This window comes from Streptomyces sp. NPDC005141 (genome assembly GCF_053599975.1).
Genome location: NZ_JBSFYW010000092.1, coordinates 1 through 23,900, shown reverse-complemented (window position 1 = coordinate 23,900; position 23,900 = coordinate 1). Strand labels below are relative to the sequence as shown.

Annotated in this window: 24 protein-coding genes and 4 pseudogenes; 15 read left to right on the top strand and 13 right to left on the bottom strand. The window is 69.4% G+C overall.

Going from position 1 to position 23,900, the window contains the following annotated elements; genetic code table 11:
• Positions 1 to 105: 105 nt before the first annotated feature.
• Positions 106 to 1,171, bottom strand: a pseudogene (locus ACWD68_RS38870) (IS110 family transposase).
• Positions 1,172 to 1,470: 299 nt separating this feature from the next.
• Between ACWD68_RS38870 and ACWD68_RS38865 the strand changes: the two are divergent.
• The 4 genes from ACWD68_RS38865 to ACWD68_RS38850 all read left to right on the top strand — a co-directional run bounded on the left by ACWD68_RS38865 (position 1,471) and on the right by ACWD68_RS38850 (position 4,958).
• The gene (locus ACWD68_RS38865) at positions 1,471 to 2,505 is read left to right on the top strand and encodes an IS110 family transposase (RefSeq protein ID WP_451811184.1); all 1,035 of its coding nucleotides are present in this window, start codon (positions 1,471 to 1,473) and stop codon (positions 2,503 to 2,505) included.
• 414 nt (positions 2,506 to 2,919) lie between these two features.
• Positions 2,920 to 3,333, top strand: a complete 414-nt coding sequence (locus tag ACWD68_RS38860) for a hypothetical protein (RefSeq protein WP_451811183.1) — start codon at positions 2,920 to 2,922, stop codon at positions 3,331 to 3,333.
• A gap of 298 nt (positions 3,334 to 3,631) precedes the next feature.
• Positions 3,632 to 4,363, top strand: coding sequence for a hypothetical protein (locus ACWD68_RS38855; protein WP_451811182.1), 732 nt, complete (start codon positions 3,632 to 3,634; stop codon positions 4,361 to 4,363).
• 424 nt (positions 4,364 to 4,787) lie between these two features.
• Positions 4,788 to 4,958 carry a hypothetical protein gene (locus ACWD68_RS38850; protein WP_165854079.1) on the top strand — a complete coding sequence of 57 codons (171 nt, stop codon included), beginning with the start codon at positions 4,788 to 4,790 and terminating at the stop codon, positions 4,956 to 4,958.
• Between the two features lie 183 nt (positions 4,959 to 5,141).
• Here ACWD68_RS38850 and ACWD68_RS38845 read toward each other — a convergent pair whose 3' ends face one another.
• The 5 genes and pseudogenes from ACWD68_RS38845 to ACWD68_RS38825 all read right to left on the bottom strand — a co-directional run.
• Positions 5,142 to 5,573, bottom strand: coding sequence for a hypothetical protein (locus tag ACWD68_RS38845; protein WP_451811181.1), 432 nt, complete (start codon positions 5,571 to 5,573; stop codon positions 5,142 to 5,144).
• Positions 5,574 to 5,881: 308 nt separating this feature from the next.
• Complete coding sequence (locus tag ACWD68_RS38840) at positions 5,882 to 6,148, bottom strand: DUF6959 family protein (RefSeq protein ID WP_451811180.1); 267 nt, start codon at positions 6,146 to 6,148, stop codon at positions 5,882 to 5,884.
• A 237-nt stretch (positions 6,149 to 6,385) separates the two neighbouring features.
• A pseudogene (locus tag ACWD68_RS38835) lies at positions 6,386 to 7,007 on the bottom strand (tyrosine-type recombinase/integrase).
• On the bottom strand, positions 6,982 to 7,491 hold the full coding sequence (locus ACWD68_RS38830; protein WP_451811179.1) for a DUF2867 domain-containing protein: 510 nt from the start codon (positions 7,489 to 7,491) through the stop codon (positions 6,982 to 6,984). The pseudogene ACWD68_RS38835 and the gene ACWD68_RS38830 overlap by 26 nt, the downstream one beginning before the upstream one ends.
• 87 nt (positions 7,492 to 7,578) lie before the next feature.
• Positions 7,579 to 7,860: pseudogene (locus tag ACWD68_RS38825) on the bottom strand (TetR/AcrR family transcriptional regulator); the annotation flags it as partial.
• A gap of 152 nt (positions 7,861 to 8,012) precedes the next feature.
• Here ACWD68_RS38825 and ACWD68_RS38820 point away from each other — a divergent pair.
• Positions 8,013 to 8,348 (top strand): helix-turn-helix domain-containing protein, encoded by a 336-nt coding sequence (locus ACWD68_RS38820; protein WP_451811178.1) that lies wholly within the window; start codon positions 8,013 to 8,015, stop codon positions 8,346 to 8,348.
• 471 nt (positions 8,349 to 8,819) lie between these two features.
• On the opposite strand, the pseudogene ACWD68_RS38815 reads toward ACWD68_RS38820, so the two are convergent.
• Positions 8,820 to 9,122: pseudogene (locus ACWD68_RS38815) on the bottom strand (class I SAM-dependent methyltransferase); the annotation flags it as partial.
• A 191-nt stretch (positions 9,123 to 9,313) separates the two neighbouring features.
• Here ACWD68_RS38815 and ACWD68_RS38810 point away from each other — a divergent pair.
• From ACWD68_RS38810 to ACWD68_RS38800, 3 genes are all read left to right on the top strand, one after another.
• A complete protein-coding gene (locus ACWD68_RS38810) occupies positions 9,314 to 9,946 on the top strand; it encodes a LysE family transporter (RefSeq protein WP_451811177.1) in 633 nt (210 codons plus the stop codon).
• Positions 9,947 to 10,033: 87 nt separating this feature from the next.
• Positions 10,034 to 10,495, top strand: a complete 462-nt coding sequence (locus ACWD68_RS38805) for a carboxymuconolactone decarboxylase family protein (RefSeq protein ID WP_451811187.1) — start codon at positions 10,034 to 10,036, stop codon at positions 10,493 to 10,495.
• Between the two features lie 240 nt (positions 10,496 to 10,735).
• The gene (locus tag ACWD68_RS38800; RefSeq protein WP_451811176.1) at positions 10,736 to 11,179 is read left to right on the top strand and encodes a nitroreductase family deazaflavin-dependent oxidoreductase; all 444 of its coding nucleotides are present in this window, start codon (positions 10,736 to 10,738) and stop codon (positions 11,177 to 11,179) included.
• A gap of 131 nt (positions 11,180 to 11,310) precedes the next feature.
• Here ACWD68_RS38800 and ACWD68_RS38795 read toward each other — a convergent pair whose 3' ends face one another.
• Positions 11,311 to 12,276, bottom strand: a complete 966-nt coding sequence (locus ACWD68_RS38795; protein ID WP_451811186.1) for a cation diffusion facilitator family transporter — start codon at positions 12,274 to 12,276, stop codon at positions 11,311 to 11,313.
• 265 nt (positions 12,277 to 12,541) lie between these two features.
• Between ACWD68_RS38795 and ACWD68_RS38790 the strand changes: the two genes are divergently transcribed.
• Positions 12,542 to 12,814: a DUF4235 domain-containing protein gene (locus ACWD68_RS38790; protein WP_451811185.1), complete on the top strand. Its 273-nt coding sequence runs from the start codon at positions 12,542 to 12,544 to the stop codon at positions 12,812 to 12,814.
• 354 nt (positions 12,815 to 13,168) lie between these two features.
• Here ACWD68_RS38790 and ACWD68_RS38785 read toward each other — a convergent pair whose 3' ends face one another.
• Complete coding sequence (locus tag ACWD68_RS38785; RefSeq protein ID WP_451811175.1) at positions 13,169 to 13,579, bottom strand: hypothetical protein; 411 nt, start codon at positions 13,577 to 13,579, stop codon at positions 13,169 to 13,171.
• A gap of 264 nt (positions 13,580 to 13,843) precedes the next feature.
• Complete coding sequence (locus ACWD68_RS38780) at positions 13,844 to 14,800, bottom strand: GlxA family transcriptional regulator (RefSeq protein ID WP_451811174.1); 957 nt, start codon at positions 14,798 to 14,800, stop codon at positions 13,844 to 13,846.
• 82 nt (positions 14,801 to 14,882) lie between these two features.
• On the opposite strand from ACWD68_RS38780, the gene ACWD68_RS38775 reads away from it, so the two are divergent.
• Positions 14,883 to 15,476: an MBL fold metallo-hydrolase gene (locus tag ACWD68_RS38775; protein ID WP_451811173.1), complete on the top strand. Its 594-nt coding sequence runs from the start codon at positions 14,883 to 14,885 to the stop codon at positions 15,474 to 15,476.
• Between the two features lie 601 nt (positions 15,477 to 16,077).
• Positions 16,078 to 16,803, top strand: coding sequence for a dienelactone hydrolase family protein (locus ACWD68_RS38770; RefSeq protein ID WP_451811172.1), 726 nt, complete (start codon positions 16,078 to 16,080; stop codon positions 16,801 to 16,803).
• Between the two features lie 316 nt (positions 16,804 to 17,119).
• On the opposite strand, the gene ACWD68_RS38765 is transcribed toward ACWD68_RS38770, so the two are convergent.
• From ACWD68_RS38765 to ACWD68_RS38755, 3 genes are all read right to left on the bottom strand, one after another.
• The gene (locus tag ACWD68_RS38765; RefSeq protein WP_451811171.1) at positions 17,120 to 17,512 is read right to left on the bottom strand and encodes a VOC family protein; all 393 of its coding nucleotides are present in this window, start codon (positions 17,510 to 17,512) and stop codon (positions 17,120 to 17,122) included.
• Positions 17,513 to 17,597: 85 nt separating this feature from the next.
• Positions 17,598 to 18,059 (bottom strand): pyridoxamine 5'-phosphate oxidase family protein, encoded by a 462-nt coding sequence (locus ACWD68_RS38760; protein ID WP_451811170.1) that lies wholly within the window; start codon positions 18,057 to 18,059, stop codon positions 17,598 to 17,600.
• 93 nt (positions 18,060 to 18,152) lie between these two features.
• A complete protein-coding gene (locus ACWD68_RS38755) occupies positions 18,153 to 18,917 on the bottom strand; it encodes a TetR/AcrR family transcriptional regulator (protein WP_451811169.1) in 765 nt (254 codons plus the stop codon).
• A 118-nt stretch (positions 18,918 to 19,035) separates the two neighbouring features.
• On the opposite strand from ACWD68_RS38755, the gene ACWD68_RS38750 reads away from it, so the two are divergent.
• The 4 genes from ACWD68_RS38750 to ACWD68_RS38735 all read left to right on the top strand — a co-directional run bounded on the left by ACWD68_RS38750 (position 19,036) and on the right by ACWD68_RS38735 (position 23,511).
• Entirely contained in the window at positions 19,036 to 20,529 is a 1,494-nt protein-coding gene (locus ACWD68_RS38750) for an APC family permease (protein WP_451811168.1), read from the top strand.
• A gap of 59 nt (positions 20,530 to 20,588) precedes the next feature.
• A complete protein-coding gene (locus ACWD68_RS38745) occupies positions 20,589 to 22,220 on the top strand; it encodes an amidohydrolase (RefSeq protein WP_451811167.1) in 1,632 nt (543 codons plus the stop codon).
• A 377-nt stretch (positions 22,221 to 22,597) separates the two neighbouring features.
• Positions 22,598 to 22,960 carry a DUF1304 domain-containing protein gene (locus ACWD68_RS38740; RefSeq protein ID WP_451811166.1) on the top strand — a complete coding sequence of 121 codons (363 nt, stop codon included), beginning with the start codon at positions 22,598 to 22,600 and terminating at the stop codon, positions 22,958 to 22,960.
• Positions 22,957 to 23,511 (top strand): TetR/AcrR family transcriptional regulator, encoded by a 555-nt coding sequence (locus tag ACWD68_RS38735; protein WP_451811165.1) that lies wholly within the window; start codon positions 22,957 to 22,959, stop codon positions 23,509 to 23,511. The genes ACWD68_RS38740 and ACWD68_RS38735 overlap by 4 nt, the downstream gene beginning before the upstream one ends.
• The last annotated feature ends 389 nt before the right edge of the window (positions 23,512 to 23,900 follow it).

Here is a 23,900-nt window from a genome sequence, read left to right as displayed (position 1 = left end):
CGGGCTCACGGCCCAAACATCAAGCGGCGTCGGCGGACAGCCCCTGTACCGATTTTCACGCCCGCGGGGCGTCACCGCAGGTGAACGGTCGACTCTTATAGAACGTCAAGTGGCCTGTGGAAGGTGTAGTTGTGGAATGTTCATGCCGGCCAGATGCTTGTAGACCTCGCGTGCGATGAAGCGTTTGAGGCAGCGGAATATGTCCTTCTTGGACATGCCTTCGGCAGTGCGTCGCGCGACGTGGTGCCGGGTGCGGGAGTCGTAGCGCATGCGCACGAGGGCGATCGTGTGGAGGGCATGGTTGGCCTGGCGGTCGCCGCCACGGTTGAGGCGGTGGCGGTTGGTCCGTCCGGAACTGGCGGAGATGGGGGCTGCCCCGCACAGGTGGGCGAAGGCGGCTTCGGACTTCAGCCGGTCGGGATTGTCGCCTGCGGTGATCAGGAGTTGGGCGGCTGTCTCGGTGCCCACACCGATCAGATCCATCAGCCCGGGAGCTGCCTGCGCGACCAGGGGGTCGAGTTCGGCGTCAGCGTCGGCTATCTCCTGGGTGAGGTGCTGGTAGCGGCGGGCCAGACGTCGTAGTGCGGTTCGGACCGCGCAGGTCGGGTCGGCGAGGTCCGCCCCGGGGCGGGAGCGGGCCAGTTGTGCGATCAACTGGTAGGTGGGCAGGCTGCGCAGGCATTCCCGGACCTCGGCGGGGGCGGAGACGATGAGCGTGCGGATCTGGTTGATCGTCTGGGTGCGGGATTTGACGGCCGAGCGGCGAACCACCCGAAGGGACCGGATGGCCTCGACGATGCCGTCGCGGGTCTTGGGCCGGCCATGGGCGCGGCCGGACAGCACGGCGGTCGCGGCGGCACAGGCATCGACGGGGTCGGACTTGCCGTTGGCCCGCCGGGCCTTGCGGTCAGGGCGGTCGACGTCGACCACGGCCACCTCGCTCGCCCGGAGGAACCGGGCGAGTTGGGAACCGAAGGCACCGGTTCCCTCAACCCCGACGGCGAGCACGTCACCATGCATGCGCATCCACCCCAGCAGGCGGCAGTAGCCGTCGGGGGGTGGTGGGGAACGGAGCAGTGGCCAGGTGTCGGCCAATGCTGTCGATCACCGCTGCCTGGTGGAAGTCGGTATGAGTGTCCACCCCGCCGGCCACCGCGATCTGATCCGTCATGCCGCTACCTGCTGTCCTTCCGTGAGGTAGGGGGAGTGTGATGGGACCTTTGGCCGGGCTCCTGACTTGTTGAATCGACTCCAGATGCTCGGTCTGCAGCCGTAGCGTCCAGGGTGTCGGTCGGCACGGGCCCGCAGTGCTCCTTGCCGCCATCGGGCTGGCTCACTGATAGCGTGCCGCCGCCGGCCGACACCCGCGCGGTGTGGCTCGACAGAGGCATGAAGATGACGCAGTGGCTTCAAGTCAGGGTGCCCACCGCACTCCCCTTCCTGTCTCATCGAGTGCGAGGACAGCAGCCTGTGATCCTGATCGGTGTCGATCCCCACAAGTCGTCCCACACCGCCGTCGCCGTCGACGCCGCCGGCCACCAGGTCGCCCAGCGCCGGTTCGTCGTCAACGCTGGCACCTTCCGCCAGCTGATGCGCTGGTGCGAGCAGTGGCCCGACCGTCGTTTCGCGGTCGAGGGTGCCGGCGGCCTGGGGCGCTCGCTCGCCCAGCAACTGGCCGTCGCGGGCGAGAACGTGGTCGACGTGCCCTCCACCCTGTCAGCCCGGGCCCGGCTGCTGGCCACCGGCGGTGACCGCAAGACCGATGCAAAGGACGCCCTCCACGTCGCCCAGGCCGCCCTCTTCCGCCATGACCTGCGCCCCGTGGTCCGGGAGGACCAGACCACGATCCTGCGGCTGCTGACCGAGCGGCACGACGACCTCGTCCACGAACGCACCCGCGTCCTCAACCGACTTCACGCCGTCCTGCGCGATCTCCTGCCCGGCGGAGCACCCACCGGCCTGTCGGCAGACAAGGCCGCCACCTTGATGAAGGGCATCCGGCCGGTCACGGCCACCGACAACTGCCGCCGGGACATAGCGCGTGACCTGCTGGCCGACCTGCGCAAACTGGACCGGCAGGTCAAGGTCAACGAAGCCGAGATGCGCGAGGCCATCGCTGCGACCCGCACCACGCTGACCACCCTGCCGGGCTTGGGCACCGTGCTGGCCGCGAAGGTCCTCGGCCACATCGGGGACATCAGCCGGTTCCCCACCGAACACCACTTCGCCAGCTATACCGGTAGCGCACCCCTGGACGCCTCCAGCGGCAACAACGTCCGCCACCGACTCAACACCGGCGGCAACCGTGCGCTGAACTCGGTCCTGCACACCATCGCCATCTGCCAGATCCGCGACGGCGGGCGCGGGCAGGACTACTACCTCCGCAAGATCTCTGAGGGGAAGACGCCTTCGGAGGCCCGCCGGGCTCTCAAGCGACGCCTGTCCAACGTGGTCTACCGGATCATGAAACGAGACCAACGGAACCACCTCGCTCAAGCCGCTTGACACACAGAGGCGCTATGAGGTCACAGACGCTCGGCCGGACGCGCGCAAAGCGGCACCGCCCGGCCGGCCGACGATTCCTTGAAGGGCAGCCCGAAGCGTCAATCGTTCGGTGGGTCAGACCTCCGAGCGATGCCTCAACCAATCCTCACAGTCGTTCGTACAGTGGCGCGCTCCACCTGGACGCCAGGAACCACGCCCGCTCCACGGTGTGTGGGCCGACGGCAGACGGGATGGAAGCTGAGGAGGGTGGTGGCTGATGTGATCAGGTTCTGACCGACAGTCCAGGCGGGAGCCGGATGCGAATGAGTCGGGCGAACGATACCCTGCCCGGGTATTGTCCGAGTAGGACAATACGCGGACAGCGAGCAAGGAAGAGGAACGGCTGTGGGTAGCGGACAGGCAGGCAACCGGGGCGTGACCCGGCTGCTGGCGGTGTGCGCGATCCTGTTCGGCCTGTTCCTCATGCATGGCGCTCCGGCCACCGCCGCCGGGGGGTGCCACGGGGCGATGCCGGCGATGTCCTCGCCGATGCCCGGCGGCCATGACGTTGCCCCAGCGACCATGGCCCACACGCCGGACGCGCATCAGGCGGGCCTGAGCGTGCGCCACGCAGATGCTTCGGGAATGTCCGGGGTGCTGTGCGTGTCGACGCCAGCGTCTGAGCGGATCCCCCTGCCTGCGCCCGGCTTGTTCGCCGTGGCCGCCGTCACGGTGCTGGCCGTCTGGATGCCAGCCGGACTTCGGGCGGCTGTCGGCCGGACGGAGTGGCGGGGGCCGCCGTCCAGCGGACGAGATCTCCTGCTCCAGGTGTGCATCGCACGGACGTGACAGACACGACGCCGAACTTCGGCAACGGCCGGTTCGGCCCCGTGTCCTGTTCACTTCCGCGCGCCACCGGTGTGGTGCGCCCACCCGGAAAGACCACCATTCGATGTTCGCTTCATCTCGTTTCACCGTGCGCCGCCGCACTGTCGCTGTGGCTGGTACGGCAGCCGCTCTCGCGCTGACTCTGGCCGCCTGTGGCTCCTCCGGCGACTCCTCGTCCATGCCCGGTATGGACCACGGCACCATGCCCTCCACGTCGTCGTCGCAGAGCGCGTCATCCTCAACGGGCGACATGCCGGGCATGGACCATATGGCTGACGGCAACGGACTGTCCGACACTCAGGACGGCTACCGCCTCACCTCGAAGGACGTGACCCTGCCGTCCGGCAAGCAGGCCGCGTACCGGTTCACAGTCACCGGCACGGGCGACAAGCCGGTCACCAGCTTCGCCCTCGACCAGACCAAGCGGATGCACTTCTACGCCATCCGCTCCGACCTGACCGGCTTCCAGCACATCCACCCCACGATGGCCCCGAACGGCACCTGGACGGCCGACCTGACCTCACTGGCACCCGGCTCTTGGCGCACGTTCGCCAGCTTCACCCCCGACAGCGGCACAGGGAAGGGCAAGGACTTTGTTCTCAGCCGCACCCTCACCGTCCCCGGCAACGCCACGAAGACCCCGCTGCCCGCGCCGGCCACCACCGCGGAGGTCGACGGGTACACCGTCACCGTCAAGGGCGAGCCGATGGCCGGCATGGCCCACCCCGTGAGCGTCACCGTGTCAAAGGACGGCAAGCCGGTCACCGACCTCCAGCCCTACCTGGACACCTACGCCCACCTGACCGCCTTCCACGAGGGCAACCAGGAGTTCGCCCATCTCCACCCGACCACCAAGGTCACCGGCGACAACGGCGGCCCGGATCTGGCCTTCCACGCCGAACTGCCCACCGCAGGCAACTGGCGGCTGTTCCTGCAGTTCCAGACAGGCGGCACGCTCCACACCGCCGCCCTGACCCTGCACGTCGGCTGACACCAAGCGGGGCGCCGTCCAGGCGGCGGCGCCCCCGCCAGAGTTCGAGATCTGACACCAGCGCCTGACACCAACACGAGCGAACACGGACGGTCGACGCCGAACCTCAGCGGCCAGCAGGACGAGGCGGAGAACAGGTTGACCGACGTGTCTGGGTCCGTGTGACCGACCTGATAAAGATGAGGCCATAGATCAAATCCTGTGCTCAACGCGGGGCGCCAACCGCAACCGATGGACGGCGCCCCGCTGGCTTGCATCAGTGATTGAGGCTCCACCGACCTTGCTGGATGCAGCACAAGCCACATGACCTGGCGATCAAGGTCTGCCACACGGTTTGGGCAGGTGCGGAGCTTCCCCCTGGGAGATCCCGTGACCTACGATCACGCCCTAGATCACCAGGAAGTCATCGCAGCCAGGGGGCATCATGGACTTCTTTATCGGCATCCTTCTGATCATTTTTGTGGCACCGCTGGTCGGGATCATCGGCCGGTGGATCGAGAACGCTGGTCGCGAAGGCTTGGGCAAAACACTCTCTATCGGTGGATACCTGCTGGTGCTCGGAATCGCCGGATGGTTGATCATCCGTAGCTTCTGACTTCAAGTGGCAACCTCCTGGAGCGGATGCGCGCGGTACAGCACTGAAGTACAGCAACCACGGCCATCGTCCGTGCCTGGCAGTGCTCTTCAAAGGCGCAAGGCGAACCTGTATGACCTCTCTTGACTGATCCACATAGAGCTACGGATCATATGCTGTGTCTATATAAGTGGGCAGCGCATATCAGCGAGAGTTGAGAACATTCTCGGCTTTATCAACCAGTTGCCTATAGTAAGGCCAGGCGGGCAGATCGGCTGGCCTCGCTGCGTCTCGATGCGCAAGAAACGGCGCCGCCTTGTATTTGAGCTTAGCCAAAGAAGGTGACCAAAGTTCGAGAAAGTCCCCCTCGTTGATGTACCCCTTGGTGCAATAGAAACCTGCGGCGTCAAGGGTGGCCAATGCTCGATTTGCTTTGCCATATTCTTCTCGGCTGAGTTCGGATACCTCTTTGTCGAGGTTGAAAAGAATATGTCTTCCGGCCTGCAATTCGGGGGAGAGGAGTGTCTCGTGCAGCTTGAGGGTGAGGTCTCGCTTGTCAAGTCTCTTTCGATCCGCAAGCGAGAAGATGCTGATTCCGAGTGCAAGAATAGAAATGGCCACTCCGGCAAATTGCATGGCGAACCTCCGTCAATTCATGCGCATCGGCGGGTTCAAGAATGCGTGTACTTTGGCTTATCCGACGCAAGTCTAGGGTGCGAATTTCAGTCGTGCTAGAGGGGCGTCGGCCCTGGTAATCGAACTCTTAATGCGGGTGCCGGTGCGTGCCACAGCCGGGCCACACCGGATGGTCAACCACGGTCCGCCGCAGCCGAGAAGCGCCGAGCTGGGGACTCTCCGAAACTCAGCGTGACCTGCACACCTTCGTCGCCCCGTACGGCCGCCCTACAAAGCAGCGATCCAGCTTTCAGACCAGAGCCTTGCGATCAGTACGGCCGCGCGACCTTGTGGGCATCCAGCGCGGCGGTGTACCGCGCCAGCAGCTCATCGAGGTCGGCCAGCAGAAGGCCGGCGGTTTCCCGTGCCCCGGCGAGGTCGCCCTGGTCACAGGCTTCAACGACTTCGGCAACTTCGCTGCGGATGATGGAGACGGAGTCATCCTGGATCAAGACGCCGGGGAACCGACGGGGTGGCAGGCGCACCACAGCGTTGCTCCCGCCGTCCGTGAACAGCTCTGCCTCAACGCGTTCCATCGCACCATCCAACCTGACATCACCAGCTGACATCAACGACGGCGTACACAGGCAGCCTTGAGCAACCGAACGCGCCCGACGAACGAGGGCCTAAAAGCTCCAGAGCGGCTGATGGAGCGAACTTACAAGGCGGATGTCGGCGGTTCGAAACCGTCCGCGCCCACCAGGAGGATCAAAGGACCCCAGCCGATCATGGCTGGGGGTCTTTGACATCCGGATCTGACATCAGTGCTGTGGTTACTCGCGCTGCAGGCGCCGCATGAGCAGCCGATCCATGTGACTGACCGCCTCGCGCTGTGTGTCCTGGACGACCTGGGCGTAGACGTTCATCGTGACGGCGATCTGGCTGTGCTCCAGGATCTCCATGACGACGCGTGGCGCCACGCCGGCCACGGTGAGCAGGGTCGCGCAGCCGTGCCGGGCATCGTGCAGCCGGATGACCCGAAGACCCGCGTTCGTGGCGACCCAAGTGAAGGAGCGGTAGACGTTGCGTGGCTCGATCGGCCGCCCCGTTCGCGTGGTGAACACCTGGTCGCTGACTCCCGGCGATGCTCCAGGGATCGAGCCTGCGGGACTCGACCAGAAGCGCGTCGATGAGGGTGACGAGGTTCGTGGCGATCAGCTCCTCACGGCAGGCGGCCGAGAGAGCCGTACGGAGAACCTTGTGCGTCTCCTTCGCGGTAGCCGCGGTCGTCTGCTGTTCCGGCCGGGCAAGGAAGCGGCGGACGTCAGCCGCGCTCAGCGACTCCACGGCCCAGGCCTTGCCGAAGGCGAACTTGCGGGCCCGGGTGCCGGCCGGCTGGAGCACGTAGACCGCGCACGGAAAGCGACTGTCAGACACGGACAGCACCTGCGACAACGCGGGGAATGATCAGGTTGTGAAATGGCTGGATCGCCTTGAAGTACAAGCGTCCGACTGGGCGGTGGAACCGAACGACCGTCGTGCACACGCCTTCCCGCCCCTCACCAGAGGAAGACGGACGAACCGCGAAAGAGGTACGGAAGTCCAGGTGCTTGTCGTCGTCTCCGCACAAGACCTCGTCTTCGGTCACGGTCAACAACCGGAAGGGCCCCATCTTGAGACCGGGCTCGATCCGGATGTCCTGCACCGGGACGCGCTTCTGCGACTGGAGTCCGAAGGGCGCCATCAGCATGTCGCGCAGGGTGAGCAGTCTGTGCACCCACTCAGGAGTCCCGGTGAAGACCATACGAGTGAACTCGATTGCGCTCGTACCTGCGGGGAGATCCACGGCCACCGCATCCACATGGTCATAGTCGCCGAGACTTGCCACGGCGCGCTCGACAACAGGCCTCGTGTGTTTACGGACTTGCGCATCAGCCATGATCAGGATCCCTCCCCAGTGATGGTCCTACGTCCAATCCTCCGATTCTTCACCGCAATCGGCGACGGACCGGGCTCTGCGCGCCATTCATCCGTCGGACAGGCTCCAAGTGCCCGCGCCGGGCCCCTGTGACGGCCAGTCGGGGGCGGGGTTCTCGGCGAGCAGTGGCCGGAGGGCGCCGAGAACCGCGCCGACGCAGACGTCGCGCAACTGGGTGCGGGTACAGGTCGCCTGGGTGAGCCAGTCGACGCAGAGGACCTGGACGAGAACCAGCCAGCTTTTGAGGACGCCGGACACAGCCTCGCGGGCGCTCTCGTCCACGAGCGGGAGTACGGCCAGCAGCCGCGCACGGAGCGCGTCCAGCTCGTCCCGCGCTTCGTCCAGGAGCAGGTCGGCCACGAGCACGCCAGCACCACCTCGCTCTACACCGGCGTGTCCTCCGACTTCCGCACCCGCACCCCGCGACGGCATCTGGACTCCACCATCGCCGCGGCCCTCCAGACCCAGACCGGGAGGCAGACATGAAACGCAAGGTCGGATACGCCTGGCGGCTGCGCGAGATCATGGCCCAACACCAGATCTTCACGGCCACCGAACTGGTGCCGCTGCTGCACGAACGCGGCATCGACCTGTCCGCCTCCCAGGTCCACCGTCTGGTCTCCGGCACCCCGGAACGCCTGTCGTTGCAGGTCATGGCCGCGCTCTACGACATCCTTTCCTGCTCTCCGGCCGACCTCGTGGCCACCACGGCCGAGAACGGCGGAGTCCGCAAGACCGCCACCGGAGACCTGCCCGCCCCGCCCGCGAACGTCGCGAAGCTGCGGCCCCGCGCCGCCCGCATCCTGCCCGACGCATGACCCGCCCCTACGCCACCGACGAGCAGTACGAACGCTGGTACATGGCCGAGTGCTGCCTGCGTCCGCCGCAGGCACAAGGCCGGGACCTGGCCGGACGGATATGTCTGCCGAACCTGCTTGGACCGCGCCGTCCGGACACGAGGCATCTGCCCAGGGTGCGGTCAGGACCGTGCTCTTCCCGGGCTCCGCCCTGGTGACGGGGACCTGTCCGCGCTCCTGAACGAGGTCGGGGTCCCGGCCGCCGCTGCCCGCGGCGCCGCCATCCGGCAGCAACTCCTCGAACTACCCGGCCCCGTCGTCGCGAACGCCCTCGACTACCACGACAAGACCACCAGCCGCCTCATCAGAGAGACCGGCGGGACATGGAGCCGATACGCCCCAGGAGATCACGCAAGGTCACCAGCGGGCTGGGTTCCTCGGGGAGCCAGCGACAGTTGACTACGAGAGCCCACCACAGTAGAAGGCCATGCTCTAGCGGAGGCGGGCCAGCAAGTGGGCGTCGAGGAAGCCCCGCTCGGAGGCCGGGTCGTGGAGCAGCCGGGCGAATGTAACGAGCCCGGCCCCGGCCAGCAGCTCGGCGAACCGGTCCGCCGGCCAGCTATAGGCGGGCGTCACCTTGTGGTCGAAGCGGACCGGCTCGGGCGCGTCGGTCGCGAAGAACGAGACCAGGAGCAGGCCCCCTGGTGCCAGGACACGCGCCTGCTCGGCGAGCAGCGCGGGCAGTTCCCCAGGAGGGGTGTGGATCATCGAGTAGTGGGCCAGCACCAGCCCCAGCAACGCGAGCATCGCTCCATCTCCTCCAGAACACCCCCTTTCGAAAATCGGTTGCGCGGGCACATCCGTTGGCCCGAGCATCTGCCCATGTTCACGATCGAAGCCTTCCTGCCGCCGACCTCCGCCGCCGTTCGTCCGGTGCGGGTCCAGCAGCAGCCCGGCCGACCGCGGAGGCCCGAGCTTCCCCGGTCGTGACCGCCGCGCTCGTCGCGGGGCTTCTCGCGGGCTATGGCATCGCCATGCCCGTCGGAGCGGTCGCGACCTATCTCGTCTCCCTCACCGCCCGTACGTCCCTGCGGATCGGCGCCTCCGCCGCGCTGGGCGTCGCGACGGCCGACGGACTGTACGCGCTCGTCGCCGCCCTGGGCGGTACGGCGCTCGCGGCCGGGCTCCAGCCGTTCCTGCTCCCGCTGCGCTGGGCCTCCGTACTGGTCCTCGCCGTGCTGGCGGTCCGCGGTGCGACCGGCGCGGTCCGCCAGTACCGCGAGCGGCGGCTCCCCGTGCGTGCCGGGCAGGATCCCCCGCGCCCGGCCCGTGCCTACCTGGCGCTGCTGGGGATCACGCTGCTGAACCCCACCACAGTCGTCTACTTCGCCGCCCTGGTGCTCGGCAGCCGGACGGCCGAGGCCGTACGTCCGCTGGAGCAGGGGGTGTTCGTCCTCGCCGCGTTCGTGGCGTCCGCGAGCTGGCAGCTCCTGATCGCCGGGGGCGGCGCACTGCTGGGCCGGACTCTGACGGGGCACCGGGGGCGGCTGGTGACGGGGCTCGCGTCGAGCGCCGTGATCATGCTGCTGGCCGCACGTGTGCTCATGGCCCGGCCATGAGGTTCTGCCGCCTGTCACATTCCCGCGCCGGGTTCCGTCAGTGCGGTGACGGGGCGACAAGCACCGCGCATTCCCGAGGAGAAGCTGATGCAGGCACGGATGAAGAACCCGGCGATGATCCTTCCCGGCGCCATGGAGGCGGTCCAGGGGCTGTACAAGGCCACGGGCAGGGGCGGTGTCCCCCAGCAGACCCTGGAGCTCGTGCATCTGCGGGCCAGTCAGATCAACGGGTGCAGCGCCTGTGTCGACGCCGGCGGGAAGGGCGGGAAGAAGGCGGGCCTGACCGACGAGCGGCTCTGGTCGGTCGCGGCGTGGCGCGAGGCGCCGTACTACTCGGACGCCGAACGGGCCGCGCTGGCCCTGGCCGAGGAGATGACCCGGCTGAACGACCGCAGTGGTGACGCCGTCTCCGACGAACTCTGGGACGAGGTGGCCGACCACTACGACGAGCAGCAGCTCGCCGCGCTCATCCTCTGGATCGCGACGACCAACTTCTTCAACCGGCTCAACGCGACCATCAAGGAGCCGGCGGGGGCGACCTGGGGCTGAGCCGGTTCCCGGCGGCGACGCGCCGGGCCGTCGGCACGTCCTCGGCGGTGCGGCGCCGGGAGCCCCGGCGCCGTCCCGACGGTGAGACGCCCGGCGTGGGCGGTGCGCCGGGTGCGCTTCACCGGGCGCCTGCCCGGCGCGGGAAGCCACGCGGGGCGGCGGTGCGGAAGATTCACGTCCGCACTGGTGTTGAATCGTGCCGAGACACGGCCATTCCGACGCGACGATGGGACGGAAGTCATGCCACTTGAGGGCGAGTACGAGCCCAGCCCTACGCAGTGGGTGCGGGAACAGGTGGAGTTGTACGAGGGTTCCGGTGGGACCAAGGGGACGACGCTGATGGACACCGGCATGCCCGTCATCATTCTCACGACGCGCGGCGCCAAGAGCGGCAAGATCCGCAAGACCCCGCTGATGCGCGTCGAGCACGACGGACGGTACGCGGTGGTCGCCTCACTGGGCGGCGCTCCCAAGCACCCGGTCTGGTACTACAACGTCACCTCCGATCCCCGCGTCGAGCTCCAGGACGGGCCCGCGCGCAAGGAGTTCACGGCCCGGGAGATCACGGGCGAGGAGAAGACCCAGTGGTGGGAGCGCGCGGTCGCCGCGTATCCCCCGTACGCCGAATACCAGACGAAGACCGACCGGGAGATCCCCGTCTTCGTGCTGGAGCCGACCGACTGACCTCGGTCGGGCCGGCCGACCGAGACCGGTCGGCCCGACCGGCTGAGACCGGCGCCCCGGCGGGCACCGATCGCTCCCGGATTTCCGTGCGATCGGTGTGCATGAACCGCCGGGCGTCGGGCACCCGTGCGTCAGGCCCCGCCGCGTCCCCCCGTCGCGGCGGGGCTTCCCGCTGCCGCGTCGCCGGCCTGCGCCCAGTCGCTCGCCCCCGTCTCGCCGCGGCGGGCGGCCGCTCGCGCGGCCCGGGCGTCGGTGACGTCGAGGAAGATCTGGTCGGCCTCGGGGAAGGTGTGGGCCACGGAGCGCTTGATGCGCACGGCGACCTCCTCGACCTCCTCGCTGTCGAGCCCCGGGACGAGGTCGATCCGGGCGGCCACCAGCGTCGAGCCGAGACCCAGCTCCATGGTCAGCAGCGCCTCGACGCTGTCGATCTCGGGCTGCGCCTTCAGCAGTTCACGGATCCGGCCGCTCTGTTCCTCGTCGACGGCCCGCCCGATGAGCTGGTCGCGCGCGTCACGGCCGAGCCAGAAGGCGACGAGCACGAGCAGCAGCCCGATGGCGAAGGAGGCGGAGGCCTCCCACACGACCTGGCCCGTGACCACGTGGAGCACCATGCCGATGATCGCGAGGGTCACGCCGAGCACCGCGGTGCCGTCCTCCGCGACGACCGTCCGCAGGGCCGGGTCGCGCATGCCGTCGCCGTCCTTGCCGCGTACTTGGAAGATCGCCCTCAGCAGCGAGGCGCCTTCCGCGAGCAGGGCCACGCCGAGTACCGCGATCCCCGCCATATAGCCGCTGAAGGACTCCTCGGCGCCGTTCCGGAGTGCCTCGAAACCCTGGAAGAAGGAGAAGCAGCCGCCCATGACGAAGATGCCGACGGCCGCGAGCAGTGACCAGAAGAACCGTTCCTTGCCGTAGCCGAACGGGTGCTTGCGGTCGGCGGGGCGGCGGCTGCGGCGGAGAGCGGTGAGGAGGAACACCTCGTTCAGGCTGTCCGCGACGGAGTGCGCTGCCTCCGAGAGGAGCGCGGGCGATCCAGTGAGCAGACCACCCACCGCCTTGGCCACGGCGATCAGCAGGTTGGCGCCCAGCGCCACCCATACGGTGACCCGGGTTCTGCTGTCCGACCCGTCCTCCTTGTCGTTCGTCCGCTGGTTCTCTTCCGGCCGTTCCTGCGTGTCGTCAGCGCTCACTCCGGCCGGTTTCCCCTGCCTTCGCGCCTCACACCGTTGCGGCCGAGGGAATCGAGCGCCGCAAATCGGGCACTCGTACCGCCGGAGCAGGCCCGGCGTGCATCCGCGGCCTCGAGAACGAATGAAGGAGCTTCAGGTGTCCAAGAAGCAGAAGAAGCGCAAGCTGTCCATGACCTACAAGCCGGTCGGTTTCGTGCTGAGCTGGGCGGGAGGCTCCCTCGCCGGACTCGCCTTCCAGAAGGCCTGGATGGCAATACGTCACGAGGAAGACGCTCCCGACGCCCTGGACAAGGAGCGCGGTTGGGGCGAGGTGCTGCTCGCCGCCGCCCTGCAGGGCGCGATCTTCGCCGTCGTGCGCAGTGCGGTGGACCGCACGGGCGCGAAGGCCATCGAACGTTCCACCGGAGTGTGGCCCTCCCCCGACACATCCGGCCGCGACTGAGAAAAGAGGCGTTCAAGCCTTCGTCGCTACGTTCCCCGCATCTGATCCCACGACGCCGAAGCCGGACGTATCTCAGCGATCGGATGGATGACCTGCCGCAATTCCAGGGACACGGCCTGGGCAAGCACGCCCCGCACCCGTCGGGGTGGGTTCCGTACTGGTCGCGGTGCATGCGGTTTCGCTTAGGCGTATGAGGAGGCCGGCCGGTCCCGGGCGCGACCTCCTGGGGCCGAGGGACCTTCTCCTGTCGGCGTATGGTGCCCGCGCGCTCGGCCGACGTGGGGACCTCCGCCTGCTCAGCTCATCGCCGGGGGCTGGATCGACCGTTCCGTGCGCCCGTCCTGTGCGGTCCCGTCAGCCGCGGGAAGCGCGCGCCGCTTCTCGTGGAGCAGCGCCGCGCCCTCCTATTCCCTCCCACAGGCCCACACCCAGGAAGCCGTTCGGTGCACGGCCGCCGAGTACCGCGAGCGTGAAGACCGTGCAGGTCAGCAGGCGGAAGGGGACCGTCCAACGGAAGAAGGCCTTCCAGTCGGAGAGGGAGGCCAGCACGTAGTACACGCCCATGTTCAGCGCCGCCATGGACGAGGCGGTCAGGAAGACCAACGTGTAGTCGTCGTGCGCGCGTTCGGGTGCTGCGTCCGGCGCGAGGCTCATGAGCGAGAGCAGGGTCTCCGGAGCGATCAGCCCCAGTGCGCCCATTGCGGCGGCGAGCAGGCCGAAGACCGCGATGGTCCAGCCCGACAGTGAGCGGGGAAGGAGCTGCATGGGCCCTCCGAGTGTGAAAGGAACGCGTCGAAGTATCCCTGCGCATCCTGCGTGGGACGAGCCCGGCACCGGATCGGTCGAGGGCACCGCAAGCGCCGGCGGGCGAGGTCGTTCGAAGGAGGCGAGCAGACCTGCGGCCCGTGATGGATCTGTGAGCCGGCAGGGTCAGCGATGCCGGTCAAGGTGACGGCAACGACGTTGCGCAGTAGCGGTGTTCACCGCGAGGCCGATGCGGCTCGGCCCACCCGGCTGGCCGCGTGCTCGCTACGGCGTGTTCGTGAAGGAACGGCGGTAGGAGCGGGGCGGCACTCCCCTGCGTCGTACGAACTGTTCGCGCAGGACGGCCGCGCTTCCGTATCCGACGCGGCGGGCGATCTCCTCCACCGGGAGGTCCGTGGTCTCCAGGAGTTCCTCGGCGCTGCTCAGCCGCAGGCTGCGCAGCCAGGCGTGGGGGGTGGTACCGGTCGCGGCGGTGAAGCGGCGGGCGAAGGAGCGTTTGCTCATCATGGCGCGCTGGGCCAATTCCGCTACGGGAAGCGGTTCGTGGAGGTTTTCGCGGGCCCACGCGAGTACCTCGGCCAGACGCTCGTCGCCGCAGTCCTCGGGGGCGGGGGCTGCCAGGTACTGCGCCTGCCCGCCGTCGCGGTGCGAGGGCAGCACCACGTCCCGGGCGACGGCGTTGGCCATCGCGGCTCCGTGCTCCCGCCGCAGCAGGTGCAGGCACAGATCGAAGCCCGCGGCGGCTCCCGCGCCCGTCAAGATGCGCCCTTCGTCGATGTAGAGGGCGTCGGGTTCGACGGTGGTGTCGGGGTGGCGGCGGGCGAGCAGTTCGGCGAACCGCCAGTGGGTGGTGGCCCGTCGGCCGTCGAGCAGTCCGGCGGCGGCGAGCGCGAAGGCGCCGACGCAGTGGGCCGCGACCAGCGAGCCGCGCCCGTGCGCGTCCGACAGCGCGTCGAGCACGGCGGGAGCGGGTGGTGTACGGAAGTCGGCCCAGGGCAGGGCGATCACGAGATCGGCGGAGGCGAGCCGGTCCAGGCCATGTGTGACGGTGAGCGGTATGCCCACGTCGGTGGGGACCGGCCCCGGCCGGTCGGTGCACAGGGCGAAGTCGAAGCCGGGCAGTGCCTCACCGTGCGGGCCGAAGACCTCGGCGACGATGCCGGCGGCGAGCAGGCCGACTCCCGGCGGGGCGTACGCGGCCACGGTCACGAAGGGGGACACATCCGCAGTGTGGCACGAATCCTGCGATCAGCGGCAGATGTGCCACTCGTGAACGGGCCGCCCACCAGGAAGGATTGAGGCCATGACAGACGCACCGCTCGGCCGCAGCGCCGTGTACACGATCCTGACCACCGGCTACACGGGCTCCACCGGGCCCGGGGTCGCCGCCACCGTCTCCTACATATCCGACGCGGGCCGACATGTGATCTTCGACCCGGGCATGGTGGCGAGCCGCGACCGAATCCTCGCCCCGCTCGCGGAGTTGGGACTCGGCCCCGACGACATCACCGACGTGGTGCTCAGTCACCACCACCCGGACAACACCATGAACGTGGGCCTGTTCGGGCGGGCCCGTGTGCACGACCACAAGGTGGAGTACCTCGGCGATCAGTGGAGGAACCGGGACGCGGAGGGCTACGAACTCACCCCGTCGCTGCGCCTGATCCGCACTCCGGGCCACAGCCCCGAGGACATCACACTGCTGGCCGGCACGGACTCGGGTGTGGTCGCCTTCGCCGGTGACCTGTGGTGGGACGCGAACGGTCCGGCGGACGACCCCGTAGCCCCCGACCGTGAGGTGTTGCGCGCCTCCCGGCTCCGGGTACTGGACGCCGCGGACCTGATCGTGCCCGGCCACGGTGGCCCGTTCAAGGCCGACGACAGCACACCACGCTGACCGGGTCCGGTCCGCGCCCGGGTGCGCTGCTGTGCTGCTGTGCTGCTGTGCTGCTGCGCCGATCGTCCCCGGTCGGCGCAGCAGCTCTCCTCCAAGCCGGACCACAGTAGGTCGCGCGGGACGCATTCATCGCATGTACGGGAGCATGGTTCAGGCCTGCCGGATCTACTGCGACAGAGAGCCCCTACGGTGATCATCGCGACCTGCGGCGGACGATTCCGGCCGCCGGGCCGCCCGTCTTCCCCGCAACCGCGATCGACGACTCGGCACTGCCAGAGGTGCCGGAGGTGCCAGAGGTAGGGAGGTGCCGGCCGACCCGGCGGCGGCTCGAGCGGACGCGATGGACGCCGACACCGTCAACCGGGAGCTGTCCATCGCGGGTATTCAGGCGCAGCACCTCACCGGCCCTCACCGCCGAGCCTCCGCGAAAACCTGTTGGCGGGCCACGGCGACCCCTGCTAGTTTTCCGGAGGCCGTGCGAGAGAACGAGGAGGTGGTACCCGTGAACACAGTATCGACATGGGTGCTCCCCTCCGGGGTCACGGTCGGACGATAGGTCGTCCGGGAGCGCCGTTCCAGAGCCCTCCCGAAAGGCACGACCATGCAATTCACTTCCGAACAGCGCCTCGACGACGGCGTCCTCGAACGCGAATTCACCCTCGGCGAGATCCCCGGCACCCTGTGGACTCCTGAATCCGTCGCACCGGCCCCGCTGATCCTGATGGCCCACAACAACGGCCTGCCCAAGGCGGAACCCCGGCTGGTGGCCCGGGCCCGGTACACCGCGGCGCGCGGCTACGCGGTGGCCAGCATCGACGCCGCCGGGTGCGGTGACCGGCCCCGTTCCACCGCCGACGAGCAGGCCCGCGCGGACCTCCGCCGGGCGATGCAGGCCGGCGAGCCGGTCGATGAGATCTTCGAGTCCTTCATCGGCCCGCTGGTCGAGAAGGCGGTCCCGGAATGGCGGACCACTCTGGACGCCCTCCTTGAACTGCCCGAGATCGGCGGCCCGGTCGGGTACTCCGGTGGGTGGACCGCCCTAGGCATTCGGCTGGCGGTCGTCGAGCCGCGCATCGCGGCCGCGGGCTTCTTCGCCGGTGGGTACGTGCCCCGCGCCCAGCGCGAGGAGGCCCGGCAGGTCACCATTCCGCTGCTGTTCCTGCTGCAGTGGGACGACCAAGGCAACCCCCGGCAGCGGGCCCTGGACCTGTTCGACGCCTTCGGCAGCAAGGAGAAGACGCTGCACGCCAATCTGGGCGGGCACACCGGAACCCCGTGGTTCGAGCTGGAGGACGGGTGCCGGTTCCTGGACCGACACCTGAAGTGAGGCCGGGCCGTCTGGCGGGCAGCAGACGGTAGGCGGTGCCGGTCAGGATGCCGTCATCGAGGACAGGTCCCGGCCCTCCTCGACGGCGGTAGCCGGCCGATGCACATCCGCCCCGATCGCGTCGGTACCGGCCATCGGCGGTACCGGCCATCGGCGGTGCCGGCCATCGGGGCGGCGCTCGGCCACCAGCGCCTCCGCCGGCTGGGCTCACGCCGTGAGGCACTCGGCCCGTACCTTGCGGATCGCGGGCAGGCGACCGAATCGACCACCAACGCCTGAGCCGGGTCGGGGCGGGTTGGTCCGTATAGCCTCCCGGTCAGCCCTGTTTGGGGGCCGTGGAGCGTGTGCACCGCAGGGTGAAGGAGTGTCCGGCCGGGTCGGCGTAGCCGCGTTCCTCGTACGGTCCGGACGCGTCCTTCGTCTCCAGCGCCCGCCCGCCCAGGCCGATCACCACGAGCTCCACCGCGTCGAGGTCGTCCACGTAGAAGTCGATATGGGCCTGGAAGGCGTTCTCGGGACGCGGCCAGCTGGGAGGTGTGACGTTCCCGTCCCGGCGGAAGGCCATGCGCATGTCGTCGGTGCCCTTGATCTCGACGCGGTTCGCGCTGGTGTGCGTCTCCTCGGCGTCGAGCAGTTCCTTGTAGAAGGCGGCGAGCTTCTCGGGCTCGGCGCAGTCCAGCACCACGACGGCTGCCGTGACCAGTGCCATTTTTCCTCCGAAGGGGTTCCGGGACGACGCGGCGGCCGAACGGACGCCGCTGCCCTGCCGTCCCGGGTTACCCCGTCCGGGCGATTCAGTCGGCCGCGAGCCACTCGCCGTCCCGCATGAGGTCGCGGCCGGAGATCTCGTTGGCCTCGCGCCAGGCTTGCACGCGCTGCGGTGTGACGCTGAAGTACTGGTAGTGGGCGGTAAGTTGACGTGGGTCGAAACCAGTCCTGGTGGCGAAGGCGTCGCCGGCCCCGTCCGGCAGCTCGTCGGCTTCGAGCGTCCGGACGGTGCCATCGATCACGACCACGTCGCGGGTCGGCCCGATGCCGAGCCGTACCGTGCCGGTCGCCCGCAGGTTGCGGCCTCTGGGGCTCGAGGCAGGGGTGGCCAGCAGCACGGTCTTGCCGTCCCAGAGGTAGGACAGCGGCACCAGATGGGGCGTGCCGCCGGCGCTGTCGGCGGTGGACACCCAGGCGTCGACATCGGTCTCCAGCCGGGCGAGCGTGTCCTGCTGGCGCTGCTTCCGGGTGCGGGCGGGCGGGTTCATCTGCGGACAGCCTCCTGGGCGACTGTGTGCGGGCGGCACACCTGCGGGTAAGGGCGTACAAGTGGCTCTGCGGGGATGACGGTGGCGCGGGGCTCAGTGTGCCGGGCCGGGCGGGTGCGGTGGGGTTCCCGACGGGTTCCCGCCTCCCCTGATCTCGGCGAGCCGGGCCGCCGCCGCGCTCAGCAGCATGTCGAGCGCCGTCGGATAGGCGCTGCGCCGCATGTCGAGCACGAGGTGGCGGGACGTCGCCGCGATATTGGGGTGGCTGTCCGCGGGCAGCCGGGCGTACATCACCTGCCACACGCCGGCCTCGGCGTCGCGCGCGGCCCGGGGCAGGGCGACGCTCGCGGCGTCCAGGGCCGCGAAGGCGAGCGCTTGGTCGACGAAGGCGTGGTAGATCCGTACGGCCTCGGGGTCGGGGAATCCGGCGCCGCGCAGCACGCCGATGATCGCCTCCACCGCCTCGATCTCGTGGATCCGGCCGGTCACCCGGTAGGAGCTGAGGACGGCGGCCTGCGGATGGGCGAGGGAGCCGGAGTGCACGCGCAGGCCGAGGTCCCTGAGGTCGGCACGCCAGTCCCCCGTGGGGTGCCAGGTGCGCAGTGTCCGGCCGATGAGCTCGTCGGCGATAGCGAGCAGCAGGTCGTCGGTGTCGCGGAAGTAGCGGTACAGGGCGCTGGGGTCGGCGCCGAGGGCGAGGCCGAGGCGGCGGACGGTGAGGGCGTCGGCGCCGTGCTCCTTGAGCAGGCGCAGGGCGGTCTCGACGATCAGTTCCTCGGAGAGGACGACGCCGGTCTTGGTGGGGCGTCTGCGCCGCCGGGCGGCGGGCGGGACGACTCGGTCGTTCGTGGACGTCATGGGGTCTCCCTCCGGTGCGGGCACCTTATGTCAACGACGTTGACCTGTTAAGGCCCCGGGCAGTTTCATTGCCGCTCATCGGGCCGGAATCAGGCCCCGGGTGCGATCGGAGCTGGTCATGACGCAGAAGCCGTACGGTGTGGACCCCCCGTCCTTGCGCAGGACCCTCGGCGTCGTGGACGGGGTCGCCATCGCCGCCTCGAGTACGGCGGCGACGACCAGCATCGGCATCGGCCTGGGCGTGACGGCCGGGGTCGTCGGGCTGCATCTGCCCGCGATCATGCTGCTGGCGTTTCTGCCGGTCCTCGGGATCGCGGGTGCCTTCTCCCGGCTGAACCGGGTCGAGCCGAACGCGGGCAACGGCTATGTGTGGGTGGGCCGTTCGCTCAGCCCCTGGCTGGGGTTCCTGGTCGGCTGGGTGAGCATCGTGGCCACGGTGGCGTTCCTCGCGTACACCACGGCGGTGACCGGTTCGGCGATGATCCAGCTCGCCGGCGAGGCGGGCCTGCACACCGTGGCCGGACTGACGCTCGATCCGGGCTCGACCGCCCAGACCACGTCCGTGGGCATCCTGGTCCTCGTCGCCGTCACGTTCACCGCGGTGACGGGCGTCAAAACCGCCGCGCGGCTCCAGAGCGGGCTGCTGGTCTTCGAGTACGTCGTCCTGCTGGGCTTTTGCGGATACGGCATCGTGACCGGCCCGCACCCCTTCAGCCTGAGCTGGTTCGACCCCTTCCAGATCCCCTCGGCGACGGCGCTGGCACAGGGGCTGCTGCTGTCGGTGTTCTGCTACTGGGGCTTCGAGGCGGCGTTCACCGTGAACGAGGAGGTGCGTGATCCGCGCGACGCCTCGCGGGCCGGGACCATCACGCTGGTGACCATGCTGGGCCTCTTCCTGCTCGGCTCCGTGGCCTTCCAACGCGTGCTGTCCGAGGACGAGTTGGCCGGACACGGCGCCGAGGGACTGGCCTTCCTGGGGAACCGGCTCGCCGACCAGCCGCTGGCCGCGCTGCCCCTGGTGGCGCTCATGTTCTCGGCCGTCGCCTCGCTGCAGGCCGGGGTGATCCCGACGGCGCGCGGGATGTTCGCGATGAGCCGGGACCGTACGCTCGGGCCCGTGTGGTCCAGGGTCAGCGCCCGGTACGGGACTCCGGCGGTCGGCACGCTGCTGATCGGCGCGATGGCGGTCGTCGTGGCCGCGCTCGCCCTGGTGATTCCCCGGCTGGCCGACATGATCATGGCGACGGTCAGCGCGGTCGGGATCGTCGTGGCGCTGTCGTACGCGCTGACCGCCCTCGCGGCCGCCGCCCGCTTCCGCGGACTGCTCCGGGAGGACTGGCGGGAGGGGATACGCGCGGTCGTGCTTCCTACGCTGAGCGCCGTGGCGCTGCTCGGCCTCGGCGGCTATCTCGCCTGGTCCTTCTACACCTCGACCGATCACTTCGAGGTGAGCGCGGACAACGGCTGGTTCCTGCTGCTGGCTCCCACCGTCATGATCGTCTCGGGTTTCGCGGCCGCCGCGTGGGCCAAGTGGGTCCGCAAGTCCCCGTACTTCACCACGGGGCGGGGAACCGACGCCGACGCGCCCCAGCTCCTGGCCACCCCCAACTGAGGACTCCTGACCGCTCTTCACCGAGGGCTTCCGGCCACCCCGACCAAGGAAACGGAACCATGCACGCTGACCTTCTCTTCACCGGCGGCCCGGTGTTCACCCCCGAGGGCCGCACCGCGACCGCGGTGGCCGTCACCGGCGAGCGGATCACCGCCGTCGGAAACTCCGAGGTCCATGAACTGATCGGCCCGGACACCGAGGTCGTCGACCTGGCCGGGCGGCTCCTGCTGCCCGGGTTCCAGGACGCGCACGTCCACCCGGTGCCCGCGGGCCTGGAACTCACCCAGTGCGATCTCACCGGCGCGAAGACGGCCGAGGACACCGTGGCGGCCGTCCGCGCGTACGCCGACGCCCACCCCGAGCGGGAGTGGATCACCGGCGGCGGCTGGTCCATGGAAGCCTTCGAGGGCGGGACGCCGACCAAGGAGCTGCTGGACGCGGTCGTGCCGGACCGGCCGGTGTACCTGCCCAACCGGGACCACCACGGTGCCTGGGCCAACAGCCGCGCCCTCGAACTCGCGGGGGTCACCCGGGACACGCCCGACCCGGCGGACGGGCGGTTCGAGCGGGACGCCTCGGGTGAGCCCACCGGCATGCTGCAGGAAGGGGCCATGCAGTCCGTCGGCCGGCTCACCCCGGCGGCCACGTCCGCCGACCGGCTCGCCGCGCTGCTCCACGCCCAGCGGCATCTGCACGCGCTCGGCATCACCGCCTGGCAGGACGCGATCGTCGGCACGTTCCTGGGCATGGAGGATCCGTCCGAGGCGTACATGACGGCGGCCCGCGAAGGGTCCCTGACCGCGCGAGTGGTCGGCGCCCTGTGGTGGGACCGGGCGCGGGGTGCCGAGCAGATCCCCGAACTCGTCGAGCGGCGAGCGGCGTTGAACCACGGTCGGTTCCGGGCGACCAGCGTCAAGCTGATGCTGGACGGCGTCGCCGAGAACGGCACCGCCGCGCTGCTCGACCCCTACCTCGACAAGTGCGGCTGCGCCACGGCCAATCGGGGCAAGAGCTTCATCGATCCGGCCCACCTGCCCTCGTACGTCACCGAGTTGGACGCTCTCGGGTTCCAGTGCCACTTCCACGCGCTGGGCGACGGTGCCGTCCGCCACGCCCTGGACGCGGTCGAGGCGGCGCGCAAGGCGAACGGGCCGAGCGACACCCGTCCGCATCTGGCGCATCTCCAGGTAGTGCACCCCGACGACGTGCCGCGTTTCGCGCGGCTCGGCGCCACGGCGAACATCCAGCCGCTGTGGGCCGCGCACGAACCGCAGATGGACGAGCTGACCATCCCCTTCCTCGGGCCCGAACGCGCCGCCTGGCAGTACCCGTTCGGGGCGCTGCTGCGCTCCGGCGCGCGGCTGGCCGCGGGCAGCGACTGGCCGGTCAGCAGCCCCGACCCGCTCCAGGGCATCCATGTCGCGGTCCACCGGGTGAGCCCGGACGAGGCGGGGCCGGTGTTCCTGCCGGCCGAACGCATCGATCTGACGGCCGCGTTGACGGCGTACACCGCGGGAACGGCGTACACGAACCATCTCGACGACACCGGCAGCGTACGGGCGGGCGCCCTCGCGGATCTCGTCGTCCTGGACCGCGACCCCTTCGCGGGACCGCCGGAGGCGATCAAGGAGACCGGGGTCGCGCTCACCTATGTCGGAGGGGAGCGCGTGTACGCGGCGCCGGACGCCTGAATCACGCCGGTGCCTGCGACCTGAACTACCTGTCGCAGACGCTCATATCCCGGCCCGGGATCGGGAGTTCACCCCGGCCCGGTTCCGGGGAGCTCACCCCGGCCCCGGTGCCGGTGCCGGTGCCGGGTGCCGGGTGCCGGCGGGTCACGACCTGCGGAGCATGCGGTTGGCGCCCGCGGCGGCCGTCGTCGCCAGGAGCCAGCCGAGGCATACGAGGACGGCGGCCGCCCATTGCAGTCCGCCGCGAGGAAACCGGGTGCATCGCTACCCCAGAGGCACAGGGGACAACCTGAGGCGCTCGTCACTTCCTGTACACCTGTCCATGTATAGTGGACACCTGTCCACGAAATAGCAACGCGCAAGGGAGCCTGCCGACGATGGAAACGGTCGCGAACGTGCTGGTGGGCCTGGTGGCCGCACTGCACCTGTACATCCTGGTGCTGGAGATGTTCCTGTGGGAGAAGAAGCCGGGGCGGGGGCTTCATGGATTCGACCCGCAGATGGCCCGGGCGACCGCGCCGCTCGCCGCGAACCAGGGGCTGTACAACGGCTTTCTGGCCGCGGGCCTGATCTGGGGGCTGGTCGCGGCGGACCCGACCGGTCATGACACGCAGGTCTTCTTCCTGTCCTGCGTCGTGATCGCGGGCGTGTACGGATCGGTCACCGCGAACCGCCGCATCCTCTTCGCCCAGGCCCTGCCGGGCGCACTCGCCCTGGCCGCCGTCCTCGTCGCCGGATGACACCCGACGACCCACGCGCGGCCCGGACCCGCGCCAAACTGCGGCAGGCCCTGCTGGAGGAGTGCGCCGAGCATCCGCTGGAGGAGATCGGCGTCGCCGCGCTGGCGCGGCGGGCCGGGGTCGGCCGGGCCACCTTCTACGTGCACTACGCCGACCTGGAGGCGCTGGCGGTCGACGCGTGCGCCGATGTCGTACGGGAGGCAGTAGAAGCGCTGCACGCCTGGCGCGGCCGCCCCGACCCGGTGTCCGCGCCCCCCGCCCTGCGCGCCTTCTTCACCGAACTCGCCCCGCACACCGGTCTCTACCGCGCGCTGCTGAGCCCGGGCGGCGGTGGCCCGCTGGGCCGCGTCCTCCACCACGACCTGCGGGCCCGCAGCCTCGCCGAACGAACCCTCGTCGGCGCTCCGGACGCTCCCCTGGTCGCCTCCGCGGTCGCCGCCACCTTCGCGGGTGTCCTCGCGGACTGGCTGCACGGCCTGCTGGAGGGCACCCCGGAAGCGGTCGCGGACCAGGTATGGCAACTGCTCGTGGCGCTGCACATGAGCCGGTGATGCGTCTCGTCCTGCGTGTGAGCCGGGGACGCGCAGGGCGCCGCACATGAGCCGTGCGCCTCACTGGCCCTGGGGCTGCGCAGCCGGAAATCCGCCGGGAACCCGGCAGGTCCACAGGCGGCCCGACCCGCCGGAAGCGTACGGGGCCACGATCACTCGCCCCAGGACAGCTCCATCGCAAAGCCGTTCCGCCGACCTCGCACAGTCGTCCGGCACAGCCCTGCCGAACGGCTGGAGGAAGCCATGACGGACCCAACTCGATCACACTCGCCGATGCCCTCAGCGGCCCCAACAAAGACATCTCACGGAGCTAGGCGTCAAGCTGCCTCCGCAAGAAGGGAGGGGAACGCGGTTTGTTCGTCGAACAGTTCCCCTCGCTGGAGGCAGTG

Bases quoted from the DNA above. Each gene is read 5' to 3' on its own strand.
- ACWD68_RS38855 (WP_451811182.1), top strand. From the start codon at position 3,632: ATGGACCATATGGCTGACGGCAACGGACTGTCCGACACTCAGGACGGC.
- ACWD68_RS38850 (WP_165854079.1), top strand. From the start codon at position 4,788: ATGGACTTCTTTATCGGCATCCTTCTGATCATTTTTGTGGCACCGCTG.
- ACWD68_RS38845 (WP_451811181.1), bottom strand. From the start codon at position 5,573: ATGCAATTTGCCGGAGTGGCCATTTCTATTCTTGCACTCGGAATCAGC.
- ACWD68_RS38840 (WP_451811180.1), bottom strand. From the start codon at position 6,148: ATGGAACGCGTTGAGGCAGAGCTGTTCACGGACGGCGGGAGCAACGCT.
- ACWD68_RS38830 (WP_451811179.1), bottom strand. From the start codon at position 7,491: ATGGCTGATGCGCAAGTCCGTAAACACACGAGGCCTGTTGTCGAGCGC.
- ACWD68_RS38820 (WP_451811178.1), top strand. From the start codon at position 8,013: ATGAAACGCAAGGTCGGATACGCCTGGCGGCTGCGCGAGATCATGGCC.
- ACWD68_RS38805 (WP_451811187.1), top strand. From the start codon at position 10,034: ATGCAGGCACGGATGAAGAACCCGGCGATGATCCTTCCCGGCGCCATG.
- ACWD68_RS38800 (WP_451811176.1), top strand. From the start codon at position 10,736: ATGCCACTTGAGGGCGAGTACGAGCCCAGCCCTACGCAGTGGGTGCGG.
- ACWD68_RS38790 (WP_451811185.1), top strand. From the start codon at position 12,542: ATGACCTACAAGCCGGTCGGTTTCGTGCTGAGCTGGGCGGGAGGCTCC.
- ACWD68_RS38785 (WP_451811175.1), bottom strand. From the start codon at position 13,579: ATGCAGCTCCTTCCCCGCTCACTGTCGGGCTGGACCATCGCGGTCTTC.
- ACWD68_RS38775 (WP_451811173.1), top strand. From the start codon at position 14,883: ATGACAGACGCACCGCTCGGCCGCAGCGCCGTGTACACGATCCTGACC.
- ACWD68_RS38770 (WP_451811172.1), top strand. From the start codon at position 16,078: ATGCAATTCACTTCCGAACAGCGCCTCGACGACGGCGTCCTCGAACGC.
- ACWD68_RS38765 (WP_451811171.1), bottom strand. From the start codon at position 17,512: ATGGCACTGGTCACGGCAGCCGTCGTGGTGCTGGACTGCGCCGAGCCC.
- ACWD68_RS38760 (WP_451811170.1), bottom strand. From the start codon at position 18,059: ATGAACCCGCCCGCCCGCACCCGGAAGCAGCGCCAGCAGGACACGCTC.
- ACWD68_RS38755 (WP_451811169.1), bottom strand. From the start codon at position 18,917: ATGACGTCCACGAACGACCGAGTCGTCCCGCCCGCCGCCCGGCGGCGC.
- ACWD68_RS38750 (WP_451811168.1), top strand. From the start codon at position 19,036: ATGACGCAGAAGCCGTACGGTGTGGACCCCCCGTCCTTGCGCAGGACC.
- ACWD68_RS38745 (WP_451811167.1), top strand. From the start codon at position 20,589: ATGCACGCTGACCTTCTCTTCACCGGCGGCCCGGTGTTCACCCCCGAG.
- ACWD68_RS38740 (WP_451811166.1), top strand. From the start codon at position 22,598: ATGGAAACGGTCGCGAACGTGCTGGTGGGCCTGGTGGCCGCACTGCAC.
- ACWD68_RS38735 (WP_451811165.1), top strand. From the start codon at position 22,957: ATGACACCCGACGACCCACGCGCGGCCCGGACCCGCGCCAAACTGCGG.